At 70.8% G+C, this 23,537-nt stretch carries 23 protein-coding genes; 7 read left to right on the forward strand and 16 right to left on the reverse strand.

Annotated features, from left to right (window positions below; translation table 11 throughout):
* Nucleotides 1-25: 25 nt before the first annotated feature.
* From Raf01_RS30795 to Raf01_RS30805, 3 genes are all read right to left on the reverse strand, one after another.
* Nucleotides 26-1,042: a LacI family DNA-binding transcriptional regulator gene (locus tag Raf01_RS30795; RefSeq protein ID WP_203921569.1), complete on the reverse strand. Its 1,017-nt coding sequence runs from the start codon at nucleotides 1,040-1,042 to the stop codon at nucleotides 26-28.
* Between the two features lie 380 nt (nucleotides 1,043-1,422).
* A complete protein-coding gene (locus Raf01_RS30800; protein ID WP_203921570.1) occupies nucleotides 1,423-2,436 on the reverse strand; it encodes a hypothetical protein in 1,014 nt (337 codons plus the stop codon).
* A gap of 89 nt (nucleotides 2,437-2,525) precedes the next feature.
* Nucleotides 2,526-5,387, reverse strand: a complete 2,862-nt coding sequence (locus Raf01_RS30805) for a beta-L-arabinofuranosidase domain-containing protein (protein WP_203921571.1) — start codon at nucleotides 5,385-5,387, stop codon at nucleotides 2,526-2,528.
* A gap of 392 nt (nucleotides 5,388-5,779) precedes the next feature.
* On the opposite strand from Raf01_RS30805, the gene Raf01_RS30810 reads away from it, so the two are divergent.
* On the forward strand, nucleotides 5,780-5,920 hold the full coding sequence (locus Raf01_RS30810; RefSeq protein ID WP_203921572.1) for a hypothetical protein: 141 nt from the start codon (nucleotides 5,780-5,782) through the stop codon (nucleotides 5,918-5,920).
* Between the two features lie 202 nt (nucleotides 5,921-6,122).
* The gene (locus tag Raf01_RS30815) at nucleotides 6,123-7,169 is read left to right on the forward strand and encodes a zinc-dependent alcohol dehydrogenase (RefSeq protein WP_203921573.1); all 1,047 of its coding nucleotides are present in this window, start codon (nucleotides 6,123-6,125) and stop codon (nucleotides 7,167-7,169) included.
* Here Raf01_RS30815 and Raf01_RS30820 read toward each other — a convergent pair.
* Nucleotides 7,153-7,965, reverse strand: a complete 813-nt coding sequence (locus Raf01_RS30820; RefSeq protein WP_203921574.1) for an IclR family transcriptional regulator — start codon at nucleotides 7,963-7,965, stop codon at nucleotides 7,153-7,155. The two genes, Raf01_RS30815 and Raf01_RS30820, sit on opposite strands and share 17 nt — an antisense overlap.
* 135 nt (nucleotides 7,966-8,100) lie before the next feature.
* Here Raf01_RS30820 and Raf01_RS30825 point away from each other — a divergent pair, with 135 nt between their 5' ends.
* Nucleotides 8,101-9,036, forward strand: coding sequence for a U32 family peptidase (locus Raf01_RS30825; RefSeq protein WP_203921575.1), 936 nt, complete (start codon nucleotides 8,101-8,103; stop codon nucleotides 9,034-9,036).
* 11 nt (nucleotides 9,037-9,047) lie between these two features.
* On the opposite strand, the gene Raf01_RS30830 is transcribed toward Raf01_RS30825, so the two are convergent.
* The 5 genes from Raf01_RS30830 to Raf01_RS30850 are packed head-to-tail and all read right to left on the reverse strand — an operon-like array spanning nucleotide 9,048 to nucleotide 13,321.
* A complete protein-coding gene (locus tag Raf01_RS30830; protein ID WP_203921576.1) occupies nucleotides 9,048-10,280 on the reverse strand; it encodes a styrene monooxygenase/indole monooxygenase family protein in 1,233 nt (410 codons plus the stop codon).
* A 49-nt stretch (nucleotides 10,281-10,329) separates the two neighbouring features.
* Nucleotides 10,330-10,905: a GTP-binding protein gene (locus tag Raf01_RS30835; RefSeq protein ID WP_308442674.1), complete on the reverse strand. Its 576-nt coding sequence runs from the start codon at nucleotides 10,903-10,905 to the stop codon at nucleotides 10,330-10,332.
* Nucleotides 10,906-10,915: 10 nt separating this feature from the next.
* The gene (locus tag Raf01_RS30840; protein ID WP_203921578.1) at nucleotides 10,916-11,260 is read right to left on the reverse strand and encodes a DUF742 domain-containing protein; all 345 of its coding nucleotides are present in this window, start codon (nucleotides 11,258-11,260) and stop codon (nucleotides 10,916-10,918) included.
* A 28-nt stretch (nucleotides 11,261-11,288) separates the two neighbouring features.
* Nucleotides 11,289-11,747, reverse strand: coding sequence for a roadblock/LC7 domain-containing protein (locus Raf01_RS30845; protein WP_203921579.1), 459 nt, complete (start codon nucleotides 11,745-11,747; stop codon nucleotides 11,289-11,291).
* Nucleotides 11,744-13,321, reverse strand: coding sequence for a sensor histidine kinase (locus tag Raf01_RS30850; RefSeq protein ID WP_203921580.1), 1,578 nt, complete (start codon nucleotides 13,319-13,321; stop codon nucleotides 11,744-11,746). The genes Raf01_RS30845 and Raf01_RS30850 overlap by 4 nt, the downstream gene beginning before the upstream one ends.
* A gap of 527 nt (nucleotides 13,322-13,848) precedes the next feature.
* On the opposite strand from Raf01_RS30850, the gene Raf01_RS30855 reads away from it, so the two are divergent.
* Nucleotides 13,849-16,056: a transglycosylase domain-containing protein gene (locus Raf01_RS30855; protein WP_203921581.1), complete on the forward strand. Its 2,208-nt coding sequence runs from the start codon at nucleotides 13,849-13,851 to the stop codon at nucleotides 16,054-16,056.
* 5 nt (nucleotides 16,057-16,061) lie between these two features.
* On the opposite strand, the gene Raf01_RS30860 is transcribed toward Raf01_RS30855, so the two are convergent.
* Both Raf01_RS30860 and Raf01_RS30865 read right to left on the reverse strand, forming a co-directional pair.
* Nucleotides 16,062-17,300, reverse strand: coding sequence for an MFS transporter (locus Raf01_RS30860; protein WP_203921582.1), 1,239 nt, complete (start codon nucleotides 17,298-17,300; stop codon nucleotides 16,062-16,064).
* Nucleotides 17,297-17,776: a MarR family winged helix-turn-helix transcriptional regulator gene (locus Raf01_RS30865; protein WP_239134069.1), complete on the reverse strand. Its 480-nt coding sequence runs from the start codon at nucleotides 17,774-17,776 to the stop codon at nucleotides 17,297-17,299. Before Raf01_RS30865 ends, Raf01_RS30860 begins: the two co-directional genes overlap by 4 nt.
* 70 nt (nucleotides 17,777-17,846) lie before the next feature.
* Here Raf01_RS30865 and Raf01_RS30870 point away from each other — a divergent pair, with 70 nt between their 5' ends.
* Nucleotides 17,847-18,368: an orotate phosphoribosyltransferase gene (locus tag Raf01_RS30870; protein ID WP_203921583.1), complete on the forward strand. Its 522-nt coding sequence runs from the start codon at nucleotides 17,847-17,849 to the stop codon at nucleotides 18,366-18,368.
* A 175-nt stretch (nucleotides 18,369-18,543) separates the two neighbouring features.
* Here Raf01_RS30870 and Raf01_RS30875 read toward each other — a convergent pair whose 3' ends face one another.
* The 3 genes from Raf01_RS30875 to Raf01_RS30885 all read right to left on the reverse strand — a co-directional run bounded on the left by Raf01_RS30875 (nucleotide 18,544) and on the right by Raf01_RS30885 (nucleotide 19,653).
* Nucleotides 18,544-18,840: a hypothetical protein gene (locus tag Raf01_RS30875; RefSeq protein WP_203921584.1), complete on the reverse strand. Its 297-nt coding sequence runs from the start codon at nucleotides 18,838-18,840 to the stop codon at nucleotides 18,544-18,546.
* A 74-nt stretch (nucleotides 18,841-18,914) separates the two neighbouring features.
* Nucleotides 18,915-19,160, reverse strand: coding sequence for a hypothetical protein (locus Raf01_RS30880; protein WP_203921585.1), 246 nt, complete (start codon nucleotides 19,158-19,160; stop codon nucleotides 18,915-18,917).
* 166 nt (nucleotides 19,161-19,326) lie between these two features.
* Nucleotides 19,327-19,653, reverse strand: coding sequence for a hypothetical protein (locus Raf01_RS30885; RefSeq protein ID WP_203921586.1), 327 nt, complete (start codon nucleotides 19,651-19,653; stop codon nucleotides 19,327-19,329).
* 205 nt (nucleotides 19,654-19,858) lie between these two features.
* Here Raf01_RS30885 and Raf01_RS30890 point away from each other — a divergent pair, with 205 nt between their 5' ends.
* Together Raf01_RS30890 and Raf01_RS30895 are read left to right on the forward strand one after the other, a co-directional pair.
* Entirely contained in the window at nucleotides 19,859-20,821 is a 963-nt protein-coding gene (locus Raf01_RS30890; protein ID WP_203921587.1) for an oxidoreductase, read from the forward strand.
* Nucleotides 20,822-20,846: 25 nt separating this feature from the next.
* The gene (locus Raf01_RS30895; protein ID WP_203921588.1) at nucleotides 20,847-21,563 is read left to right on the forward strand and encodes a class I SAM-dependent methyltransferase; all 717 of its coding nucleotides are present in this window, start codon (nucleotides 20,847-20,849) and stop codon (nucleotides 21,561-21,563) included.
* Here Raf01_RS30895 and Raf01_RS30900 read toward each other — a convergent pair.
* Both Raf01_RS30900 and Raf01_RS30905 read right to left on the reverse strand, forming a co-directional pair.
* Complete coding sequence (locus tag Raf01_RS30900; RefSeq protein WP_203921589.1) at nucleotides 21,558-22,253, reverse strand: response regulator; 696 nt, start codon at nucleotides 22,251-22,253, stop codon at nucleotides 21,558-21,560. The two genes, Raf01_RS30895 and Raf01_RS30900, sit on opposite strands and share 6 nt — an antisense overlap.
* A gap of 61 nt (nucleotides 22,254-22,314) precedes the next feature.
* Nucleotides 22,315-23,499, reverse strand: coding sequence for a sensor histidine kinase (locus tag Raf01_RS30905; RefSeq protein ID WP_239134070.1), 1,185 nt, complete (start codon nucleotides 23,497-23,499; stop codon nucleotides 22,315-22,317).
* Between the last annotated feature and the right edge of the window lie 38 nt (nucleotides 23,500-23,537).

The following is a 23,537-nucleotide window of genomic DNA, read 5'->3' on the forward strand; positions in this document are numbered from 1 at the left end:
GATGTGCTCGTTAACAATCATTGGGTTACTCGCGTCCCGAACCTCGACCGACCTGGGGGACCTTGCTGGGGGTACTGCTCCGGCGCACGACCAGCTCCGGCGTGACGACGCTGCACTCGGCGGCCTCGCCCGGTGTTTCGATCTGTCCGATGAGCAGCCGCACACAGCGCCTGCCCACCTCGCTGAAGTCCTGCCGCACGGTGGACAGCGGCGGGGTGAAGTACGCGGCCTCCGGGATGTCGTCGAAGCCGACGACGGCCACCTCGTCCGGCACCGCGCGGCCGAACTCGTGCAGCGCGCGCAGCAGGCCGAGAGCCATGTGGTCGTTGCCCGCGAACACGGCGGTGACCTCCGGCAGGCGGGCGAGCACCCGCCCCGCCTCGTACCCGGAGCGGGCGCTCCAGTCGCCGGTCAGCGGCGGCGGTACGTCGACCCGGGCCGCGTCCAGCGCCCGCGTCCAGCCCTCGATGCGGCCCCGGGACTCGGACCAGTTGGCCGGGCCGGCGACGTGCCACACCGTGCTGCGCCCCGCGGACAGCAGGTGCTCCGTCGCCCGCTGCGCGCCGTGCGCCTGGTCGACCGTGACCGACGCGATGTCGGACTCGGGGTGCGCGTTGACCACCACGGTCGGGATGTCGGTCGGGAGGTCGGCCAGCGCCTCGCTCGCCGAGGAGAGCGGCGCGATGACCACCACCCCCTCCACGCCGGCCGTGGCCAGGCGCTCGACCGCTTCGAGCACCGAGATGCGGTCGATGGAGGCGAGGCCGACGGTGTTGACCCGGTAGTCGGCCCGGCGCGCGGCGTCGTCGACGCCGTGCATCGTGGCGGCCGGGCCGTAGAGCGTGCTGTCCAGGCCGATGACGCCGATCGTGCGCGAGTGGCCGGTCACCAGCGTGCGAGCCGCGCTGTTCGGGCGGTAGCCGAGTTCCCGCATGGACCACAGCACCCGCGAGCGGGTGCTCTGCCGGACGTTGGGGTGGTCGTTGAGCACGCGCGACACGGTCTGGTGGGACACGCCGGCGAGCCGTGCGACATCCATCATCGACGGGCGGTGGGCGCGGGCGGACGTCGCCGGTTCGGCACTAGAGGGCTGACGATGCTCGCCCTGCGCGGGCTGACGGGATTCCACGCGACCACTCCCATCCGACCTGGACCAGACAGTGTGAGCGTTAACAATGACGTAACCATAGGGACGGTGTTGGATGCGGTCAAGACCCGACACGAAACCGTGATTGTCGATGCGTCGCACATGTGCGGATGTCCTCACCCTTAACAACGCCAACGGATTCACCGTCTACGGACACGATGAGGCACCGCACACGACGATGGCGCGCACGGTGTCGATGGGTCTTGTCGAGAGCCCTCGGGCCCGCGCCGGGCGGTCGGCAGGTGCCGGCCGCCCGGCGGGATGGATACCTTTGTTCAGCTACCGATCGCCGCTCGCCCGGCCTGGTGGGCGGCAGCGGTACCACTGTTGCCACGGCTCTTCACCGCGGCGAGTGCGTCGGCTCCCCGGCTGGTGGCCGGCGCGGCCGACTTGGCCGCCGCGTTCGGGGCCAGCGTCCGGGCGTTGGGTGCCGCGGCGCCCGCCGGTGCCGGCGCGCACTGGTCGGTCGCCTGGCCGCGGATGCGGCTGCTCGACCCGACCGGAGCCGAGGCGTTCCCGGTGCAGGTCAGGTCGTCACGGACCACGTTGTCGCTGACGTAGACCGGCGACGCGTTGCCGGTCAGCGCCAGGTTGCCGGCGAACACGTCGAATCCGCACCCGGTCAGCGGCGCCGACGCGCCGACCTGCACCAGGCTGCCGTCGGCGGCGGTGCTGCCGCTGATGCTCGCGTTGCCGTCGACCTCGGACGTGCAGACCACGCTGCCGGTCTGCGCACCGGAGATGTCGACGGTGCCCTCGATGACGCTGTTGTACACGTCCGTGAGCACGTCACCCGAGGTGGTCAGGTTCTTGGACATCCGGGCCGACTCCAGGTAGGTCTCGCCGTTGGTCGAGCTGACGCCGACCAGCGAGGAGCCGATGCTGTAGAAGAACCCGGAACTGGTCGCCGTCACGTTCGCGCCGAGCGTGCTGTTCTCGGCGTACCCGCCGAACGCGGAGTTGAGCTTGACCGCACCGGTGACCGTCGTCCGCTCGATGTCGACGAACCCGTTGTCCTGCACGGTCAGCGTGCCATTGAGCCGGGAGTCGGTCAGCAGCAGGTTGCCGCCGCCGCGCACCGTGGTGGCACCGTTGATCGTGACGTTGGTCAGGTCGCAGGACTTGTTCGCGGGTACGAACAGGTCGTTCGGCACCGTCACATCCGAGGCGGTGCCGGTGCACGAGGTGGTCAGGGCGGCCGAGGCCGGTGCGGCGATGGCGACCGCGGTGCCGGCCGCGGCTACGGCGCACAGTGCGGTCGCGATGAAGGCGGTCCGTCGGTGGCGCATGGCTATGGCGATCCCTTCGGTAGGGGGAAAATGCCGGCGCGGCGGGCGCCGCGCCGGCAGGTGGAATTGACGCGGGGAGGGACGGTGAATTATGCCGGAAGGCTGGAGCGGCCGACCGCGGAAATCACGGCCTCCCGCTCCTGGCGGGTGAGCAGCCCGCTGTCGGACCACTGGGACGCGGTCTGTTCCACGGCGCGGACCAGACCGCCCTTGTCGGTGAACGGCCCCTGGTCCCAGACCACGTCGAGGAACGTCCGGCCGTCCGGGCCGACGTGGTTGACCACGCCGCTGTCCACGCTGCCGAACACGACCTTCGGTTCGACCCGGTGGAAGTACACGTGATACGGCGACGTGTCGTCGATGTAGAACGGGGCGAGAGTGAACCCGTTGGTGGTGAACGTCATCGGCGTCCCGGTCGGTTTGATCGCCTGGCTCAGGTCGCGGCTGAGCGTGTAGTCCTTGTAGAAGTTCAGGCTCTGGTAGGTGGTCGCGGAACTCTTGAGGACCATCGGGATCGGGCCGTACGCGATGCTCTGCGTACCCGGCTGGTCGAGTGCCCGCTCGATGCGCAGCGTGAACGGAGCGGCGACCGTCACCGTGTCACCGGAGCTCCACTGGCGGCTCAGCGTGACGTACTCGCCGGGGGTGGCGGTCAGCTTCTGCGTCTTGCCGTTCAGCTTGACCGTGAAGCCCTTCTCCGCCCAGTACGGCACCCGCAGCTTGAGGTCCAGCTGTCCGCTGCCGGTAATGGTCAGCGTGCTGGTACCCGACGGGTCGGTCGGGTAGTCGGTCGCCTGGCTCACCCGCAACCCGCGGTCCTCCCAGTCCAGAGTGGACGGGATGTAGAGGTTGACGTACAGGGCCGATCCGTCGATCGACGTGAAGTAGATGGAGTCCTGGAACTTGGCGTGCGTCTCCAGGCCGGTGCCGCCACAGCAGGTGCCCAGGTTGCCGTAGCTGCGCCGGGCGCCCGGGTTGACCGGGATGAAGTAGGTCAGCAGCGGGTTGGTGTCGCTGTCGATGTTTTCCCGGGAGGCGAGGATCTGCCCGTACAGAGCCCGTTCGTAGTACTGCATGTACTTCGGATTGCCGGTGTGGAAGAACAGGCTGCGGCTGAGCTTGAGCATGTTGTACGCGGGGCAGGTCTCCGCGTTGGACGTCTGGATGGTGCTGGCGATGACGTCCCGGGCGCCGAAGATCTCGCCGGACCCGGCCATCCCGCCGTCGATGTAGATGCGGTGCGGCACGACCATGTCCCAGAAGTTGGCGGCCGCGGTGTAGTAGTCGGTGTCGCCGGTCTGCTCGAAGATCTCCAGGTATCCCTCGTACTGCGGGATGTGCTGGTTGGCGTGCTCGCCGTTGATGGTGTCCTGGTTGGCGATGGCCGCGTCGAGCAGGTACGTGTTGTCGAAGCAGCGTGCCGTGGTCAGGTAGTTCTCGTTGCCGGTCAGCGCGTACAGGTCGGCCATCACCACCGGCATCGCGTTGTACTCGCCGGCGATGTAGATCTTCCACATCCGGTCCAGCTGGGTACGGGGCAGGTGGCCCAGCCGGCTGTACGCCCAGTCCGCCATGCCCAGCACGATGGTCAGCGCCTGCGCGTTGCCGGTGTGCTGGTACGCGTCGACCAGCCCGCGCATGATCATGTGGCAGGTGTACCAGGGCGCCCAGATCGTCGGGTACGTCGCGAACTGCTCCAGCAGGATGTACTGCGTCTCCGGGTACGCCGCGAGGTAGCCGGCGTGGCTGGGGCCGGGCGCACCGGTCGACGGGTTCACCACCGAGCCGTCCTTGCCGTTGCCGGACGAGTCCGTGGTGGTGTTGCCGGTCGCGTCGTCGAACTTGTACCAGGCGACGTTGCCGCCGCCCAGTCCACCGTCGGCGGAGGCGGTCAGCGCCTGCACCTCGGAGGCGGCGAGCGCCCGGTTGAAGACCTGGAACTCGTCGAGCGAGGCGGACAGCAGCGGGTCGCCGTAGGCCGAGCGGCCGAGCCAGTTGTTGGTGGTCGAGCCGAGGCTCGACGGGGTCAGCGTCATCGAGCTGTTGGTGGCCACCGCGACCCCGTTGACGTACAGGGTTCCGGTGCCACCGGAGAGGGTCACCGCGACGTGACTCCACTGGTTGGCCGGCAACCGGCTGGTGCCGGTCAGCTGCTGCTCACCGCCGCCGCCGCTGGTGGTGATGGCGAACCGGGGCGCGGAGCCCGCGCTGACCGTGAGGAACATGTACCGGGTCGTGCCGGTGCCGAAGTCGAAGATGCGCGACCAGGTGCTGACCGTCGCCGGGTTCACCCAGGTCGCGATCGTGAAGTCGGTCAGGCCGTTGACGATCCCGACCGGCAGCGTGACGTACTGCCCCTTGCCGTTGAGCTGCAGGGCCTGCCCGAACTTCCCGGCGACCCGGCCCAGGGGCGGTGGGGGCGGCGCCGGCTGCCCGACCGTGGCGTTCAGCGCGTCCTGGCACTGCCCGAGCGCGGTGACCATGTAGTCGGCGCGATCCTTGAAGACCTGCTCGCCGGTGTGCGCGTAGGCCAACGCCAGCGCGCTGAGGAAGTGACCGCCGTAGTGGCCACGCAGGTTGCCGTCGAACGTCTCCCATCCGCCGGGGGCCTGGGCGCCCAGGGTGTCCAGGCCGGCGTTGGCCCGGTACACGGCGAGCATGCGGTCGATCGGGTACTCGCGCAGGAAGTTCAGGACGTGGTCACGGTTCGCGGTGAACAGGCTCGGAGCCAGCGTCACCTCGGTGTTGTCGAACGGCTTGATAATCCAGCTGGACGGCGTGGGGATCGCGGTACCGGGCGGGGCACCGGTGACCGTGGTGGTCGCGCCTCCGGTACCGTCCGCCGCGGCGGCCGACGCCGCCGTGGCGAACGCGGGCGATGCCGCTGCCGCCGGAACGATGGTGGCTAACGCGCCCAACCGCAGTGCGTCCCGACGGGACATTCGTGACATGTGCGGTCTCCTCCTTGGATCGCGGACGGGTTCAGCAGTCGATGAGGTGGGACCCCCTGTATCTGGCCCGCTGCGTGCTGCCGGGGCCGGCATTGACAGCGGTCTCGCGATGCGGCGAAGTCGTGGGTGGACGTTGGGACGTCGATCATTCGAAATATCGAACGACATCCGATATTGGTTTGCACGGTAGAACCATTTCGAAATACTTGTCAACGCTTGAATGTGACAGGCGGCGACCGCGTGCTCACGGCTTCACGTGCCAGAATCCTTGTCCAGCAAGGAATACTCGGCGTCATCGGAGCCGTTGACAGGTTGCCGTCTATGGGCGAGCCTATGCTGACCGCGATGTCGCGAAGTTCGATATTTCGAACAATTGCCATCCCGATCGGTGGGTGTCGACCATGGCCGGCGCCGTCACGAGCGTGCTGGGGGTTCCCATGTTCGGGTACGTCATCGGGTTCGTTGTGGCAGGCAAGTGCGACGCCTTCGGGTCAGGGGACGCGGTCTACCTCGACTCTTTTCATGAGTGGTAGCAACCCGTCTACGGACAGCGGTAGGGGACCGGTCCACCGGCGTTCCGTCTGTTGTATTAGGCGTCGTACGGGCCGGTCGGGATGGCTTTGAGGCACCCCGGTCGCAGGCTAGATTCACCGCAGCAGGTTCGGGTTCGGGGTCCGTCCGGAAGGGATCTGGCGCAGTGTCCAAGAGCCTTGGGAGCCGGTCCCACCGGGTCCCGTGGACCGCACGGACGGCCTGACCGCCGTGCGCGCGTTCGTGGTCTCCGGACCCGGCCGGTACGGCGTCGTCGAGCTGACCGATCCGCGCCCGGGCCCCGGCGAAGTGCTGATCGCCCCGGCGGCCGTCGGGATCTGCGGTTCGGATCTGGAACTGCTCGCCGGGCAACGGCCGGCGGACTTCGCGTGCTACCCGATCGTGCCCGGCCATGAGTGGTCCGGTCACGTCGTCGAACTCGGTGCCGGCGTCGACGGCCTGGAGGTGGGGCAGCCCGTGGTGGCTCAGGGCGTGCGCGCCTGCGACCGGTGCGACCGGTGCCGGGAGGGCCGGTCCAACCTGTGCGCCGGAGCGTACGCGGAGACCGGCTTCACCCATCCCGGCGCGCTGGCCCAGAGAATGACCGTGCCGGTCGCGCTGGTGCACGCGCTGCCCGCCGACCGGGACATCGAGCCGGCCGCGCTGATCGAACCGGCGGCGTGCGTGGCCAGCGGGCTGCTGGAGGTCGGCATGCCGGCGGCCGGCAGCCGGGTCGCGGTGGTCGGCGACGGGCCGCTCGGGTTGCTGGCGCTGCAGTTGCTGCGCCTGCACACGCCGGCCGACCTGGTGATGCTGGGCCACCGCCCGGACCGGGTGGGCTACGGCGAGGCGTGCGGCGCCACCGCGGTCCTGGTCGGTGCCGGGGGTACCGAGCCGGAGTTGCGCGGCCGCTTCGATCTGGTCGTCGAGGCGACCAACTCGGCGCCGGGCGCGGCGACCGCCCTCGCGTTGGCCCGGCGCGGCGGCACTGTACTGCTGCTGGGCATCTCCGGATCGGCCCGGCCGGCCCTCGACCCGGACGTGATCAGCCTCGGTCAGCTACGCGTGCAGGGCGCCTTCGCCGCGGCGCCGGCCGCCTGGCGGTTGGTGGTCGCGCTGTACGCCGCCGGACTGTTCGATCCCGGCGCGCTCATCACCCACCGGTTCGAACTCGCTGAGACGCCCACCGCGCTGGCCGTGCTCGGTGACCGCGGGGTGAAGACGCTCAAGGTGCTCATCCGCCCGAATTGACCGCGAGCCGCTCCAGCCCGATGGCGTCCGAACTGCCGGAGTAGCCCAGCCGCTGGGACAGCGAGAGCGCGCCGGCCCGGACGAGTGTGGTCCACTCCTTCTCCCGTTCCGGCGTCCACCGGATGATGGGCACCGAGATGCTGATCGCGGCGACGACCGCTCCACTGTGGTCGGCCACCGGCGCGGCGACGCACCGCACCGCGTCGTTGGATTCGCAGTTGTCGTACGAGACGCCCTGCGCGCGCACCTCGGAGAGCACCGCGCGCAGCCGGGCCGGTGAGGTCACGCTGTTCGGGGTCATGGCGGACAGGCTCTGCCCCGGCGGGTACCGAGCCTCCAGCGCCTCGGTGGACAGCGCGGCGAGCAGCACCTTGCCCACCGCCGTGCAGTGCGCCGGCAGCCGCCGGCCGACCGCGGAGACCATCCGGACCGGGTGCGTGGAGTCCACCTTCGCGACGTAGACCACGTGCGCCCCATCGAGTACCGCGATGTGCACCGTCTCGTCGCACGCGCCGGCCACCTCGGCGGCCACCTGCTGCGCCTCGCGGGCCAGGTCGAGCTGCTCGGCGAACCGGTTGCCGAGCTGGAACAGGCGCATGCCCAGCCGGTACCGGATCGGCGAGCTCTCCGAGGCGATCAGGTAGGACCGGTCGACGAGCGTGTTGACCAGCTCGTGCACGGTGGTGCGCGGCAGCTTGAGGCGCTCCGCGACCTCGGGAGCCGTCAGCGTGTTGCGGTCAAGGAACAGCTCCAGCACATCCAGCGCGCGGGTGACGGCCGGCACCGCTCTGGCCATGTTGCGGACTCCCTTCGACGGACCGACATTCTAGCGTGTCATTGACGCGCATCCGCGCTGTCGCATACCGTCGGATGTACGGCATATTGAACTGAGTCCGAGATATCGAATAGTTGGGACCAGGGTGGCGGTGCGATGACCGACTCGACCACAGGCGATCTGCTCGTCGCGCTCGGACTGCCGGCGTCCGACCAGTATCCGCCCGAACCGTCCGCGCAGCGATTCCCCGACGGAGCGCAGTACCGGGTCGAGATTCCCAGCGTAGAGGGGCCGCGCTGCCTGGAGGCGGTGCTGGAGGAGGCGGAGCGGTTCGGGGTACCGGTCACCCGGGTGTCCCAGGGCAGCGGGGTCGGGCTGCTCACCGACGCCGAGATCACCGAGATGGTCACCCTCGCCGCCGGCGCCGGCATCGAACTGAGCCTGTTCGCCCGGCCGTGCGCCGGTTGGGACGCGTCCGCCATGACCCGGGCATCGGCCGGCGGCGGGCTCGCCCCGACCACCCGCGGCCAGGACCAGCTCGTCGCGGTGGTCGACGAGATCCGCCGGGCGGCCGACCTGGGCGTGCGCAGCGTGCTCATCGCCGACGTCGGAGTGCTCGCCGTCTTCGCGAAGCTGCGCGCCGGCGGCGTGCTGCCGGCCGACATGCAGGCGAAGGTCTCGGTGATGCTGCCGGTCGCCAATCCCGCCGCGGCACAGGTCATCGCCGGGCTCGGCGCGGACACCATCAACCTGCCGACCGACCTCACCCTCGCGCAGACCGCGGCCATCCGGTCGGTCACCGCACTGCCCCTGGACATCTACGTCGAGGCACCGGACAACCTGGGCGGCTTCGTGCGCCACTACGAGCTGCCCCGGCTCATCGAGCTGGTCGCCCCGGTGTACGCGAAGTTCGGCCTGCGCAACGCCCCGGACCTGTACCCATCCGGCAGCCACCTGGAGCGCACCGCGGTCGAGCTGACCCGGGAACGGGTCCGGCGCGCCCGGCTGGGCCTGGACCTGCTGGCCCGGAGCGGCGCGAACCCCACCTGCTCGGCGCCGCACGCGAAGGGGCTCGCCGTCCCGGTCACCTGAGCCGGCTGCTCTTACAGCGTGGCCAGGTAGGCGCCGGCCGCCTCCGGAGTCATGAACCAGTCCCGGAAGTCGTTCGGGTCGGAGAAGCCGTTGGCGAACCGGCGCGCGACGACCGAGTTGCCCGCCGCCGTACCCAGCAACTGCTGCACGTGTTCCGGCAGCGGCTGCAGCATCGCGTTGGTCCACGCGGTGACCGCCTCGCCGGTCTGCGCCCAGAACCGCTCGAACGTCTGCTCCATCCACTCATGGTCGAACGGCGCCTCGCCGTGCCGCAGGATGGCCTCCAGGTAGGCCGCCGCGCACTTGGCCGCGGTGTTGCTGCCCTGCCCGGTGATCGGGTCGTTGGCCACCACCACGTCGGCCATGCCCAGCACCAGGCCGCCGGACGGCAGCACCGCCACCGGCCGGCGCACGGTCGGCGTGTACCGGCCGGACAGCGTCGCGCGGCCGTCGGTCAGCTCCACGTTCGCGCACCGCTCGTAGACCCACGGCACGTACTGCTGGGCGAGATCGAGCGTGATCTTCAGGTGCTCGGACGGGTCCATCCGCTGTTTGAACTGGTCGAGCGGACCGTCCGGGACGGCTTCCCAGAACAGGATGTCGCACGGGCCGGACAGCGTCAGGCCGGGGATGACGAACAGCTCGCCCAGCCCGGGTACCGCGTTGAACCCCACGTTGCACACCGGCCACAGCGGGTCCCGGGCCATGCCGTGCACGTACGCGACGGCGAGCCCGCGCTGCGGCTCGCTGTACGGCGACCGGGACGCGTCGCGGTCGAACACGCTGACCAGCTCACCCTTGCCGGCGGCGACAACGGTCAGGTCGTAGCGGCCGAGCCGGGTCAGCCCGTCCAGGTCGGCGGTCGTCACGCCCTGGTAGTGGACGGTACCGCCGCGCTCCTCGAACAGTTCCAGCCAGGCTGCCATCTTCACCCGCTGGTCGGTGCTCTGCCCGTAGTCGTCGAGCGGGCACGGGACGGCGAGCGCCCGCTGCCCGGGCGGCGCCGACAACTGCACGTGCAGGCCCTCGAAGTGCGGCGTCTCCTCCTCCCACAGGTTGAGCTGCTGCTCCCGCTCGGTCTGCAGTGCCCGGTGGAACATGCCCTGGGTACTCATCACCCAGCCGCGGCGGATCTCGTCTGGGGTACGGGCGGACATGATGGTCACTTCGTAGCCGTGGGCGAGCAGGCTCAGGCCCAACTGCAGGCCGGACTGGCCGGCGCCGACGATCAAGATCTTCCGCACGGGTACCTCCTGTTGAAAAGCTCTTGTTCGTCCGCGTCGCGACGGCCGCTCACCCGACGGCGAGCGCGTCCGACTCCGGAGTTCCGGACGTGGTCTGGATGGTGTGGGTCACCACGGTCAGCAGCGCCTGCGCGACCGACCCCGACTCGCGCGCGTCGCAAGTGATCAGCGGTACCCCAGGGGACAGCGCCAGCGCCTCGCGGACGTCGTCGAGGTTGTGCGTGAGGATCCCGTCGAACAGGTTGACGCCGACCACGAACGGCACATCGCTGTCCTGTTCGAGATAGTTGATCGCGGCGAACGAGGTCTCCAGGCACCGCGTGTCGACCAGCACCAGCGCGCCGACCGCGCCCCGGCACAGGTCGTCCCACATCGGCCAGAATCGCGCCTGACCGGGCGTGCCGAACAGGTACAGCACGAGATCGTCGGCGATGGTCAACCGGCCGAAGTCCATGGCCACGGTGGTCGTGGTCTTGTCGATGCCGGGATCCATCCGGTCGACCGGCTCGCTGGCGGCGGTCATCCACGCCTCGGTGTTGATCGGTGCTATCTCCGAGATCGCGGCGACGCAGGTCGTCTTGCCAACTCCGAAACCGCCCGCGATGACGATCTTCGCGGAGGTCATCGTCGGATGCTCAGGCGAGCTGGCGAAGGCCATCGCGGAGTCTCTCCAGGAGGTCGAAGTCGAACGGCGAATCGTAGGTGTCCGGGTGGACCACCAGCCGGTCGGTGGACGCGAGGTCGTCGACGACCACCCGGGTGACGCCCAGCGGCATGCCCGAGTACGCGGACAGTTCGGCGACCGACCGGGTCTCGCGGGCGTGCTCGTACAGCGAGCGCGCCTCCGGCAGCAGCCGGGACGCGAACAGCGCGTCGTAGAACGGCACCGACACCAGCGTGTGGACCAGCAGATGCCGGCGGGTTCGGGTGCGGCCTCCGATGAGAACGTAGGGCCGCACCTTCCAGTGCGTGGTGGCCACGGTGTCGCTCCTGAAGTCCGGGCGCCGTTTACCGGGGCCGCTGGCTGATGGTGGCGCCGTGCAGCTCCTTGCGCAGCTGCGGGGTCAGCAGGTGTGCGACCGCACCGACGAACTGGGTCATCTGGTAGGCCACCACGCGCAGGTCGCATCCGCTGCCCGCGGCGACGGCCAGCCCGGCCGCGTCGCCGACCCGCATGAACAACAGGTGCCCGCGCGGCAGCCGGATCGTGATGTACTCCGACGCGCCCAGGTCGAGCAGCGACGCGCTGCGGTCGGCCATGCTGATCAGGCCGGCGGTCAACGCGGACAACTGATCCGCGAGGTCCCGGGTGACCAGGCGGGAGCCGACGAGCGGCAGCCCGTCGCGGGAGACGATCAGCGCGTGCGTCACGCCGGGCACCTCATCGGCGAACTGGCCGATCAGCCACGCGAAGTCCTGCGGCGTGTGCAGTGTCGACGAAGCGGAGTGCTTGGTGGGTACCGTCATCGGTCCGTCCCTTCGAAGCCCTGATCACCGAAGGTGGTATGCACGTCGCCGCCGAAGGCGTCGAACGTGTCGCTCTCCGCGGCGTCGCTCTCCGCGGCGTCGTGGGCGTCGCTGATGCCGGCCGCGAAGTCCGCCGTTTCGTCCGGCCACGGAATCCGGTCGGCGTCGGGTGCCGCCTGCCCGAACACGGCCGCGATCCCGGCCTTGCGACCGCCCGCCGCCGGGCCGGCGGTCGGCAGGCCGCCACCGAAGCCGCCGGGCGGGTTGCCGTTGGTCGGGCCGAGACTCGGCGCTGTGCCGTTGGTCGCGTCGATGCCGAAACCACCGGCGGTCGGCTGGTCGCGCAGGCTGGTGCGCGGACGCCGGGGCAGGCCGGCGGCCGTCGAGAGTTGGAGCGAGGGGTACTCGTCGGCTCCGTCGTTCGGGCCGCCCGGCTGCTGTTGGTACTGGTGCGGCTGCCCGTCGGCCACCGGCGCCCGCCCCCGGTACCCGTCGGACGTGTCGAACTGGCCGGACGGCTCCTTGGCGGAGGCTGGCGGAGGGTCGTCGGGCAACGGCGGAACCTCGCAGATCAACCCGTCAGGGATCAGGACCGTGGCGGTGGTGCCACCCGGCTGGCGGCCGTTCAGGCGCACCCGCATCCGGTGCATCAGGGCCAGCCGCTGGACGACGAGCAGGCCGATGTGGGAGTCCGGGTTACCGCTCAGCACGGCCGGGTAGTCGGCCTCGAACATCGCGTTGAGCGCCGCGAGCCGGACCGCGCCCAAGCCCACGCCGGAGTCCTCCACGCGCACCAGCACGCTGCCCAGTTCGGTGATGTGCGCGGAGACCCGCACGGTGGAGCTGGGCGGGGAGAACCGGGTCGCGTTGTCCAGCAACTCGGTCAGTACCCGGATCACATCGTCGGCGGCGAACTCGACCACCGCCAGCTCTGCCATCGACCCGAAGTGCACGCGCGGGTAGTGCTCGATCGCGGAGGCCGCGGCACGGACCACGTCGAGCAGGTGGGTCACCTGCCGGCCGGCGTCCTCGACCTTGTGCCCGGCGAGCACCTGGAGGTTTTCCGCCTGCCGGCGGATGCGGGCGTTGGCGTGGTCGATGCGGTACAGCTTCTCCAGCCGCTCCGGGTTCTCCTCCTCGGCCTCGGCAGCCTCCAGCTGGGAACTCATCTGGTAGACCGCGGCCAGTACGCGCAGCGCGAACTGCTCGCAGACCCTCGGCCACACCCCGTCGCCGGCCCGGCCGGCCTCGGCCGTCAGTCCGGCCGGGGCGGTGCCGGTGGGCCTCATGCCCGGCATGCCCGCCATACCCGGTCCCGCCATACCCGGCAGGCTGGCCATGCCCGGCATTCCCGTCATACCCGATGTGGCTGTGCCCGGGCCCGGGCGGGTGCCCGGCGCCGGACGCGTGGTGTTCGGGGTGACCCTGGCCGGTCCGGCGGGTAACTCGGCGGCCGGTATCGCCGATCGGGGCAGGGGTTCGGTGGTGAATTCGGCGTTCAACACGGTGGGCCGCTCCGGCGCCTCGCCGTCGGAAGGGCCCAACCAGTCAGCCAGCCGCTGTCGCCAACTCACCGGCTCACCACGCGATCTCGCAGTACATACGCGCTCTTCCGTTAATCCCGATATAAACCAAGAGGACGGCGTAAGAGCCGTCCGCGCGGTTTTGGGCGTCTGAGAGGCGAGTCAACCACTCAACCGCCAGAAGCGCAACATTTTCACGTCTTGGTGCTATTTGCGCTGATCGCACCGTGGATCGGTCCGCCGAAAGGAGGATCGTCGATCGCCCCATTCGTGTAACAGGGAAGCGCCTCACTGGCCGGAAGATCGACTAGCGGTAATGGGTTCGCCGCGAATCGTCACCGCCGTTTCGGATGTGGCGCCGCCGGGCGGTCCGCGGAACGGTATTAACCGCGGATACCGAGCAATTGCCTCTTACGCGGCCAGGTGAGGTCATCGCCGCACGCGGCACCGCTCTCTTCCTCCAAAAAGCCTCGGTACGGGCTGAGATTTCCGCATCAGTTAGCCGTCTGGCTGGGCACGCGGGCATTCGCGTGGCAAGTCTTGAGCCGGTGTGTCCGACGCGGGGTGGGGGTTAGGCGATGGCGAGCCGGGTGGGCAGGTTCACGGGCGTCGCGATGTGCGTGGTCGCGGCGGGAGCCGTGCTGGCCGTGGCCGCGTTGCCGGTCGCGTTGGTCGGCGGCCTGTCGATCAACAGCCTCACCGCCGACTTCGAGTCTCTGCCGAGCGATCTGAAGATCGCGCCGTCGCCGCAGACCACGTCGATCTACGCGCGGGACGGCAAGACGCTGATCACCACGTTCTATGACGAGAACCGCAAGAACGTCGCGCTCTCCGACGTTGCACCGGTCATGCGCCAGGCGATGGTGGCCGCCGAGGACACCCGGTTCTACCAGCACGGAGCGGTCGACCTGAAGAGCGTGCTGCGGGCTCTGGTCTCCGACGGCAGCAGCGGCGAGGCCGCGCAGGGCGCGTCGACGCTGACCATGCAGTACGTCCGCAACGTGCTCAAGACCGATCCCAACCTGACCCCGGCACAGCGCGCCGCCGCCACCGAGGACACCCCGGGCCGCAAGATCCAGGAGGTGCGCTACGGGGTCGGGCTGGAAAAGAGCATGACCAAGGACCAGATCCTGCAGGGGTACCTGAACATCGCCTACTTCGGCAACGGCGAGTACGGCATCTACGCGGCCAGCGAGGGCTACTTCGGCAAGCCGCCGAGCCAGCTGACCCTGCCCGAGGCCGCCCTCATCGCCGGACTGGTCCAGTCTCCGGACACCGACAATCCGGTGGACGGCGACAAGGCGGCCGCGCTGAGCCGCCGCACGTACGTGTTGGGCGCGATGGCCGGCATGCACGTGATCACCCAGGCACAGGCCGACGCGGCCTCCGCCACGCCTCTCGACCTGCACCCCAGCCAGTCGCCGAACAACTGCACGGCGGTACCGGCGGCGCACAACGACTGGGGCTTCTTCTGCGACTACTTCCGGCAGTGGTGGAACGCCCAGCCCGCGTTCGGCACGACGGTCGCCGACCGGGAACGGGCGCTGAGCGAGGGCGGGTACACGGTCGTCACCTCGCTGGACCCGAACATCCAGGCGTCGGCGCTGCACCAGTCGCTGTCGGTGTACGGGTACGACAGCGCCAAGGCGCTCCCGATCGCGGTGGTCCAGCCCGGTACCGGTCAGGTGCTGTCACTGGCCGTCAACCGGCACTACAGCCTCGCCCCGAACCCGCCGGGCCAGCAGTACCCGAACACGGTCAGCCAGCTGATCGCCGGGGGCAACGGAGTCAACGGGTACCAGGCCGGCTCCACCTTCAAGCTGTTCACCATGCTCGCCGGGCTGGAAGCGGGCAAGCCGCTGTCCACCCGGTTCGACGCGCCGTCGCCGCTGGTCACCCAGTTCCCGGCGAGCGGCCCGGGTAGCTGCGGCGGGTTCTGGTGCCCGGTCAACGACAACCCGTCCTTCATGGACGGGCAGCGGACCATGTGGGACGGGTACGGCCGGTCGGTGAACACCTACTTCGTGTGGCTGGAGGAGCAGATCGGGCCGCAGAAGGCGGTCGAGATGGCGCAGCGGCTGGGCATCACGTTCCGGGCTTCCAGCGACGCGTCGCTGGCCGCCAACGATGCCAGCGAGTGGGGCTCGTTCACGCTCGGCGTGGCAGACACGACCCCGCTGGACCTGGCCAACGCGTACGCGACCGTGGCCGACGAGGGGACGTACTGCAAGCCGGTACCGGTCGTGTCGATCACCGACGCCAGCGGCCACAAGGTCAGCGCCGGGGACCCGAACTGCCACCAGGTACTCGACCCGGACATCGCGCGGGCCGCCACCGACGCCGCCCGCTGCCCGGTCGGCCAGCAGTCGGCGTACGGCATGTGCAACGGCGGTACCGCCACGAACGTCGGCGGCATCTTCGGCGACCGGCCGGTGGCCGGGAAGACCGGAAGCTCGGAGAACAACGCGACCGAGACGTTCGTGGGCTTCACCCCGCAGGTCGCCGCGGCCGGCATCGCCGCCGACCCGGCCAACGCCAGCGACAGCGTCGGCTCCGCCGTCGAGTCGTCGGTGGCCGCGGCGGTGGCGCACACCCTGATGACCGCGGTGCAGGGCCTGCCGGTCAAGAAGTTCACCGCGCCCAGCGTCACCATCGCCTACGGCCCGGACGGCCGGCCGCCCGCGAATCCGCCCGCCGTCACTCCTCACCAGCAGCCGGATCAGGGCGACCAGGGTGCGCCGCCGGGGCCCGGTCGCCGTGGACATCGCGGCGGGTCGACCCAATGAGTTGATCAGCCGGCCGATTGAACGGCCGGCGTGCCGGCAGCCGCGGTGGCGGGTGCGGCGGCGCCGCCGCTGTCGGCCACGCGCAGCATGCGGTGACCGGTTGCCAGTACCGGGATGGCTACGGCGAACGCCAGCGCACCCAGGTAGAACGGCACGTGTACGGAGTAGTGCTCGGCGAGCTTGGCGGCCACGAACGGCGCGATCCCGCCGCCGATGAAGCGCACGAGCCCGTAGGCGGCCGACGCCACCGGCCGCTCGACCGGAGCCACGCTCATCACCGCCTGGGTGGTCAGCGTGTTGTTGATGCCGATGAACGCCCCGGCCACGATGACGGCCACGATGATGGTGACCTGGGACGAGGTGAACGCGCCGATGACGGCCATCACGCCGGCCAGCAGCGCCAGGTTCACGTACAGCGTGGGCGCGGTACCGAAGCGCCGCTGCAGGCGGGGTGCGACCGCGACGCTGAAGATGGCGACGAGTACGCCCCAGCCGGTGAACACCAAGCCCAGCTTGTGCGCGGACAGGTGCATCGGGAACGGCGCGTACCCCAGAAGGCTGAAAAAGCCCCAGTTGTAGCAGATCGCCGTGATGCTCATGATGAGCAGACTGCGGTGCCGCAGCGCCTTGATGGGCGCCGTGATCGACGTGTGGTGCGTGGGCTTCGGGGTCTGCGGTACCAGCACGACGGTGGCGATCAGCGCGATGGCCATCAGCGCGGAGACGCCGAAGAACGGCCCCCGCCAGCTGATGCCGCCCAGCAGACCGCCGAGCAGCGGACCCACCGCGATACCCAGGCCGAGCGCGGTCTCGTACAGGATGATCGCCCCGCCGAACCCGCCGCTGGCCGACGCCACGATGACGGCCAGCGAGGTCGCGATGAACAGGGCGTTGCCCAGACCCCATCCGGCCCGGAAGCCGACGATCCCATTGATGCCGCTCGACGCGCCGGCCAGCGCGGCGAACACCACGATGAGGATCAGGCCCGCGATGAGCGTGCGCTTGGCGCCCAGCCGGCTGGACACCCAGTTGGTCACGATCATGGCGACCGCGGTCACCACCAGGTAGCTGGTGAACAGCAGCTCGACCTGGCTCGGCGATGCGTTGAGCTGGCTGGACAGCGCCGGCAGGATCGGGTCGACCAGGCCGATGCCCATGAATGAGATCACGCACGCGAAGGCGACGGCCCAGACCGCCTTCGGCTGGCGGAACGGGCTGGCTGGCGCGGGATGTGCGTTGGTCATTGAACATCTCCGGGGGTTGGCGTCGATTGGCCCATGGCGATGAGCCGGTCGAGGGCGGGCATGGCCGCGGCGATCGCCTCGACCTCCTCGGCGGACAGCCGCCCGAGCATGCCGCCCAGTTGCTGTGCGCGGATCTCGCGACGTTCCCGCAGCACCTGCGCGCCCCGCTGGGTCAGCCGCACGCGGACCACCCGGGCGTCGTCCGGATCGCCGCCGCGTTCCGCGTAGCCGTCGCGTTCGAGCCGGGTCACCAGCTGGGTCATGGCCGGCTGAGTCACCCCTTCGCGGGCCGCGAGGTCGGACAGCCGGGACGCTCCGCCCTCCTCGAGGGCGCGCATGGTCGACGCGGTGGTGAGGCTCATGCCGGGCGGGCTCAGCCGCCGGATGAGCGACAGGATGCGCTCCAGATGCGTCGCGAGCGACACGAGGTCGAGTTCGGCCGGGTGTTTCCGCCGCCTGCCCGTGGTACCTGCCATGAGGATCAGTTGTATCACGAACTTATGAAAGCTGCTTATGCTTCCGCTCACGCGCTGGCATGCTGGCGGGGTGGAGGACATCGATCTCGCTCGCCGGGTGCGTGACGTCAGCCGCCTGAGCGGACGGTTCGTGCTGAGGTCCGGGCGGGTGAGCGAGGAGTACTTCGACAAGTACCAGTTCGAGGCCGATCCGGTGCTGCTCGACGCCCTGGCGCAGCGGATGGCGGCGCTCGTACCCGACCGGGTCGAGGTGTTGGCCGGGCTGGAAATGGGCGGCATCGCGGTGGTCACCGCGCTGGGCCGCAGGACGGGCCTGCCGTGCGCGTTCGTGCGCAAGGCGGCGAAGTCGTACGGCACCGCCCGGCTGGCCGAGGGCGCGGAGATCGCCGGGCGCCGCGTTCTCGTGGTCGAGGACGTGGTGACCTCGGGCGGCCAGGTCGTCGCGTCCAGCCGGCAACTGCGTGACCTGGGTGCCCGGATCGAAGACGCGGTGTGCGTGATCGACCGCCGGGAGGGCGGGTCCGAGGCACTGTCCGCCGAGGGGATCCGGCTGCGGGCGCTGCTCACCCGGGAGGATCTGGAGCGGGCCTGAGCCCGCCGCGCGGACGCCGTCCCGGGCTCACGCCGGGCACAGTGCTCGCTGGTTCACGGCGGGCGCCCGCCGGGCTGGCAGTGGCCGGGGTTGGCGGCTCACGGCCGGCCCACGCTCACCGCCGGCACGGCCGGCCCGGGCTCAGGGCGACCGGACGATCAGAGCGACCCGGCGATCAGAGCAGCCCGACGAACAGCTCACCGCCCGGTTCGCCGCCGAACACGACGAGGCACCCTCCGGCCCGGTGTACCGCGTCGTCCCAGCCGGTCGGGGCCGCGTCCCCGCCGGCACCGAGCCGGGCGAGGAGATACCCGTCCTCGCCGGGACCGTCCAGTACGCACATGGTCGCCCGCACGAACAGCGACCAGCGGTCGGCAGTGGCCGGGTCGGGTGCGGGGGCGGCGACGCGGAGGACGGGCTTGCCGTCCGACAGCTCGAACCGGACGTCATCGGGCGGCAGGAAGCTCGGCATTCCGGGGATTATGCTCGACGCCCCGGGTGGCCGGGGGCCGGACCGGTGCCGGAAACCGGACGGGCGATCGCGATTTACCGGTTGCGCATCCGGTAGGTCTCGGCTGCCGCGTCGATGCGGCGGCGGGTGCGGGTGCCCGGGCCTACGGCCCGCTTCGTCCGGCGGTACAGGTAAGCGGCGCCGCCCACCACGAGCGCGCCGACGATGATGTAGGCCAGCAGCCCCAGGAAAAAGTGGAGCAACCAGATCGCGAGCATCCCGACGACTATCAGGCCGACCACCGGCAGCAGCACCCAGGCCAGCAACTTCGCGGCGTTCATCGAACCTCTCCGTCCCGGCGGGAAACACCCCGCCGGCTTCCAATCTGACACAGCCGCGCCACCTCGACATCAGGGTTTACCCGCAGTCGCCTGTGATGTCGTACGGAGCGGGTCCGGCGACGCCATCCGAGCGATCAACCCGAGCTCAGGCGCAGGTGAGCGGGCGCTAGCCGCGCGCGAAGTCCAGCGCCTCCCCGGCCAGCGCCGACCAGTCCAGCGGCGAGGTGCGTGCCAGCTTGAACCATTCCTTCATCGGGGTGCCCTTGTTCGCGTCGAACCGGACCCCGGCCCCGTCTGCGACCAGCGCGTCGACCCGGGGCCGGGGGAGCTTCACGACCAGCTCTCCCCGGACGTGCATGGCGAAGATCTTGCCCCGGTAGCGCAACGCGCTTGACCCGAAGCCGTGACCCGGCGATGGCGGCGTCACGCCCTCGTGCGCGAGGAATTCGTCGACCAGCCGCTCGAACCGCTCCTCCGAATGCGTCTCAGGCATGGCCCGACGGTATCCACGGGGTCCGACAGAACCGCCGTAGACAACCGGGACGGGCGTCCCGTATCGTCCTTACCAACCGGGATGACCATCCCGGATTTCCCAAGGCTCGCAGCACCCGGCAACCGACGCCGGGCGAAACCGCGCCGGAACAAGCGGCGCCAGACGGACCGCGCCGGAACCGGTGGCGGCCGAGACGGAGGCGACGATGAGCGGTACCAGGCGCCGGTGGACCTCGGCCGACGTGCCGGACCAGCGGGGGCGCACAGCCGTGGTCACCGGTGCCAACACCGGGATCGGGTTCGAGGTTGCCAGGCTTCTCGCTGAGCGCGGCGCGACCGTGGTACTGGCCTGCCGTGACCGGGGCAAGGCGGCGGACGCGGCCGGCCGCATCGCCGACGCGGTCCCGGGAGCCTCGGTGCACACGCTACGGCTCGACCTGGCGTCGCTGGCCTCGGTCCGCGAGGCCGCGCGGCGGCTGCGCGCCGAGCATCCGCGTGTCGACCTGCTCGTCAACAACGCGGGCGGAATCCGGCCCCGGCACGAGGTCACCGAGGACGGGTTCGAGCTGACCCTGGCGACCAATCACCTCGGCCCGTTCGCGTTCACCGGGTTGGTGCTCGACGCGATGCTGCCGGTGCCCGGCTCCCGGATCGTCACCGTCAGCAGCATCGGGCACCGCCGCGGCGTCATCGACTTCGACGATCTCCAGCTCCGGCAGGGCTACCGGCACACCACCGCGTACTTCCAGTCGAAGCTGGCCAACATCATGTTCACGTACGAGTTGCAGCGCCGGCTCGCCGCGGCCGCGGTGCCGACCGTCGCGCTCGCCGCCCACCCGGGAAACGCGCGCACCCAGTTCGGCCGCGAACTGAACCCGTTCATCCGGTTGGCGATGAGGCCCGAGCTGCGGGCGCTCACCTGGTGGCTGCTGCAGAGCCCGCGGATGGGTGCGCTGCCGGTGGTACGGGCGGCCGTCGACCCGGAAGCGGCCGGCGGGGAGTACTACGGGCCGCCCGGCCGGGCCCAGTTCACCGGGTACCCGGAGCGGGTCCGGTCGGTGGCGCACTCGTACGACGAGGCGTCGGCGCGGCGGCTGTGGGAGGAATCTGAGCGGCTGACCGGGGTCAGGTACGGACTGGGCGCGCCGGCCGGCTTCGCCACGACGTGATCGTCAGGTCGCCTATCCTGGCCCGGTGACCGACCCGTCCGCGCAGGCACGCTCCTTCGGTACCGCCGCCGACCGGTACGACCGGTACCGCCCCGGCTACCCGTCCGACGCGGTCGTCTGGGCTTTGGGTGAGCGCCCGCTGCGGGTCGCCGACCTCGGCGCCGGCACCGGGATCCTCAGCCGGCTGCTCGGCCGGCTCGGTCACCAGGTGGTGGCCGTGGAGCCGGACGACGCCATGCGCGCCCAGTTGGAGCGGGCGAGCCCGGGGGTGACCGCGCTGGCCGGCACGGCCGAGGGGATCCCGCTGCCCGACGGGTCGGTGGACGCGGTGGTGGCCGGGCAGGCGTACCACTGGTTCGACCCCGGCCGGGCACACCCGGAGATCGCCCGGGTACTGCGGCCGGGCGGGGTGTTCGCGACGATCCGGAACGACGCCGACCCGGCGACGCCGTGGACGGTACGGTTCGCCGACATCATCGACGGCCCGCAGGCGGAACCGGCGGAACCGGACTTCGGCGACCGGTTCGGTCCGGTGCGGGGCGCCCGGTTCTCCAACGAGGTGTGGCTGACGCCGGACGATCTCGTGGCGGTGGCCACGACCCGGTCGCCGTACCTGGTCGGGACCGAACGGGAGCGGGTCGACCTGGTCGACGCGGTACGGCGGCTCGCCGGCCAGGCCGGGCTGTCCGGCCGGTTCGCGATGCCGTACCTCACCCGGGTCCAGGCGGCCACCCGGTCATGACTGGGAGCGCGGCACCACCAGCCCGGTCTCGTACGCGGTGACCACCGCCTGGGTACGGTCGCGCAGCCCCAGCTTGGTCAGCATGCGGCTGACGTGAGTCTTCACGGTCTCCTCGGTGACCGTGAGCCGGGCCGCTATCTCGGTGTTCGACAGTCCCTCGGCGACCAGCCGCAGCACCTGCGTCTCCCGTGGAGTGAGCGCGGACAGCGCCGCCGCCGGCGGGGTGCCCGGCCGGTGCAGGGCGGCGAACTCGCTGATCAGGCGGCGGGTCACGGTCGGTGCCAGCAGCGCCTCGCCGGCCGCGATGACCCGTACCGCGTCGAACAGCCGCTCCGCGGTGACGTCCTTGAGCAGGAAGCCGCTGGCTCCGGCGCGGATCGCGTCATAGACGTACTCGTCCAGGTCGAACGTGGTCAGGATGAGCACCCGGGGGCGGCTGCCGGACGCGGTACGGGTCAGCTGCCGGGTGGCCTCGATGCCGTCCATCCCGGGCATGCGCACGTCCATCAGTACGACGTCCGGGCCCTGGTCGCGGCAGACCCGGACCGCCTCGGTCCCGTCGGCGGCCGTACCCACGACGGTGAAGTCCGGTTGGGTGTCCAGCAGCCCGGCGAACCCGGTGCGGACCACCTCGTGGTCGTCGGCGACGACCAGCCGGATCGCCGGGTGCTTTCCGTCGCGGTCGGTCATCCCGCCGACTGTGCTCACCTCCGCCACAAGCCGGCTCCGGCTGCTCTCAGTCCTTCGGCGCTCACCGGGTGCCGTCCGTCGCAGCCGGCAGCGTCGCTTCGACCAGGAATCCGCTGGTACCGGCGGGGCCGGTGCGCAGCTCGCCGCCGACCGCGGCGGCCCGCTCGCGCATGCCGAGCAGCCCGTGCCCGCCGGCCGCGGCCGGACCCGATGGGCCGGGGCCGTTGTCGCGGATGAGCAGCCGCAGGGTGTCCCGGGTGTAGTGCAGCTCGACGTCGACGGCCGCCCCCGGGGCGTGCCGCCGGGAGTTGGTCAGCGCCTCCTGGACGATGCGGTACGCGGCCAGCTCCACGCCGGGGTCGAGGGCGACCGGGGCGCCGCGCAGGATCAGGCGGGTACCGGCGCGGGTGGCGTCGCGCGCCTCGTCCAGCAGTTCGGCCAGTTGGCGCAGGCCCGGCTGCGGGCGCCGGTCGGCGACCTCGGTGCTGGCGTCCTCCCGCAGCACGCCGAGCAGCCGGCGCATTTCGGTCAGCGCGGCGCGGGCGGTGTCGCCGATCGCGGACAGCCGCTGCGCTCCCGCGCTCGGCATGCCGGGTGTGGTCAGCCGGGCGTTCTCGGCCTGAACGGCGATCATGGAGATGTGGTGGGCCACCACGTCGTGCAGCTCGCGGGCGATCCGGGCCCGTTCCCGGCGCGCGGTGTGCTCCAGCAGGGTGTCGGCCATCGCGTGCTGCGCGGCCCGGCTCTCCGCGTCCTCCCGGCGCACCCGGCGTACCACTCCGACCCCGGCTGCCAGCGGGACCACCGATGCCAGGGCGATGGCGACGGTGCGCGCGTACCGGTCCGGCGGATCGGTCAGCGCCAGCACCAGGTACGGGGCACCGAGCAGCACCGCGACCGGCGGCCGGCCGCCCCGGCCGGACCGGTACGCGGCGATCGGCGCGGCCGCGATGCCGGCGGCGGTCAGGGTGTGGAAGGCAGCGAGGCTGAGCACGCTCGCCGCGGTGAGCGCGAGCGCCGCGACCGTGCGCTGCGGGGCGCCCAACGGCGCCGTGGTGGCCAGGCCGAGCAGGCAGAGCAGGACGATGTACGGGCCGGTTTGCCCGGTATCGAGCAGCCGGGAGACCGTCTCGACGATCGCGGCCAGCCCGAGCAGCCCGCCGGCAACGGCCGGCGCGTACGGTGCCAGCGCGATCCGCTGCCCCCGGTGCGTCCAGCCGGCGGCGTCGATCGGTGCTATCCCCACGTAGGACATTGTCTCCGCAGCCGTGGCGCTTGGCGTCA

The sequence above is a fragment of the Rugosimonospora africana genome (genome assembly GCF_016862975.1).
In the GTDB taxonomy this organism is placed as follows: Bacteria; Actinomycetota; Actinomycetes; order Mycobacteriales; family Micromonosporaceae; genus Rugosimonospora; species Rugosimonospora africana.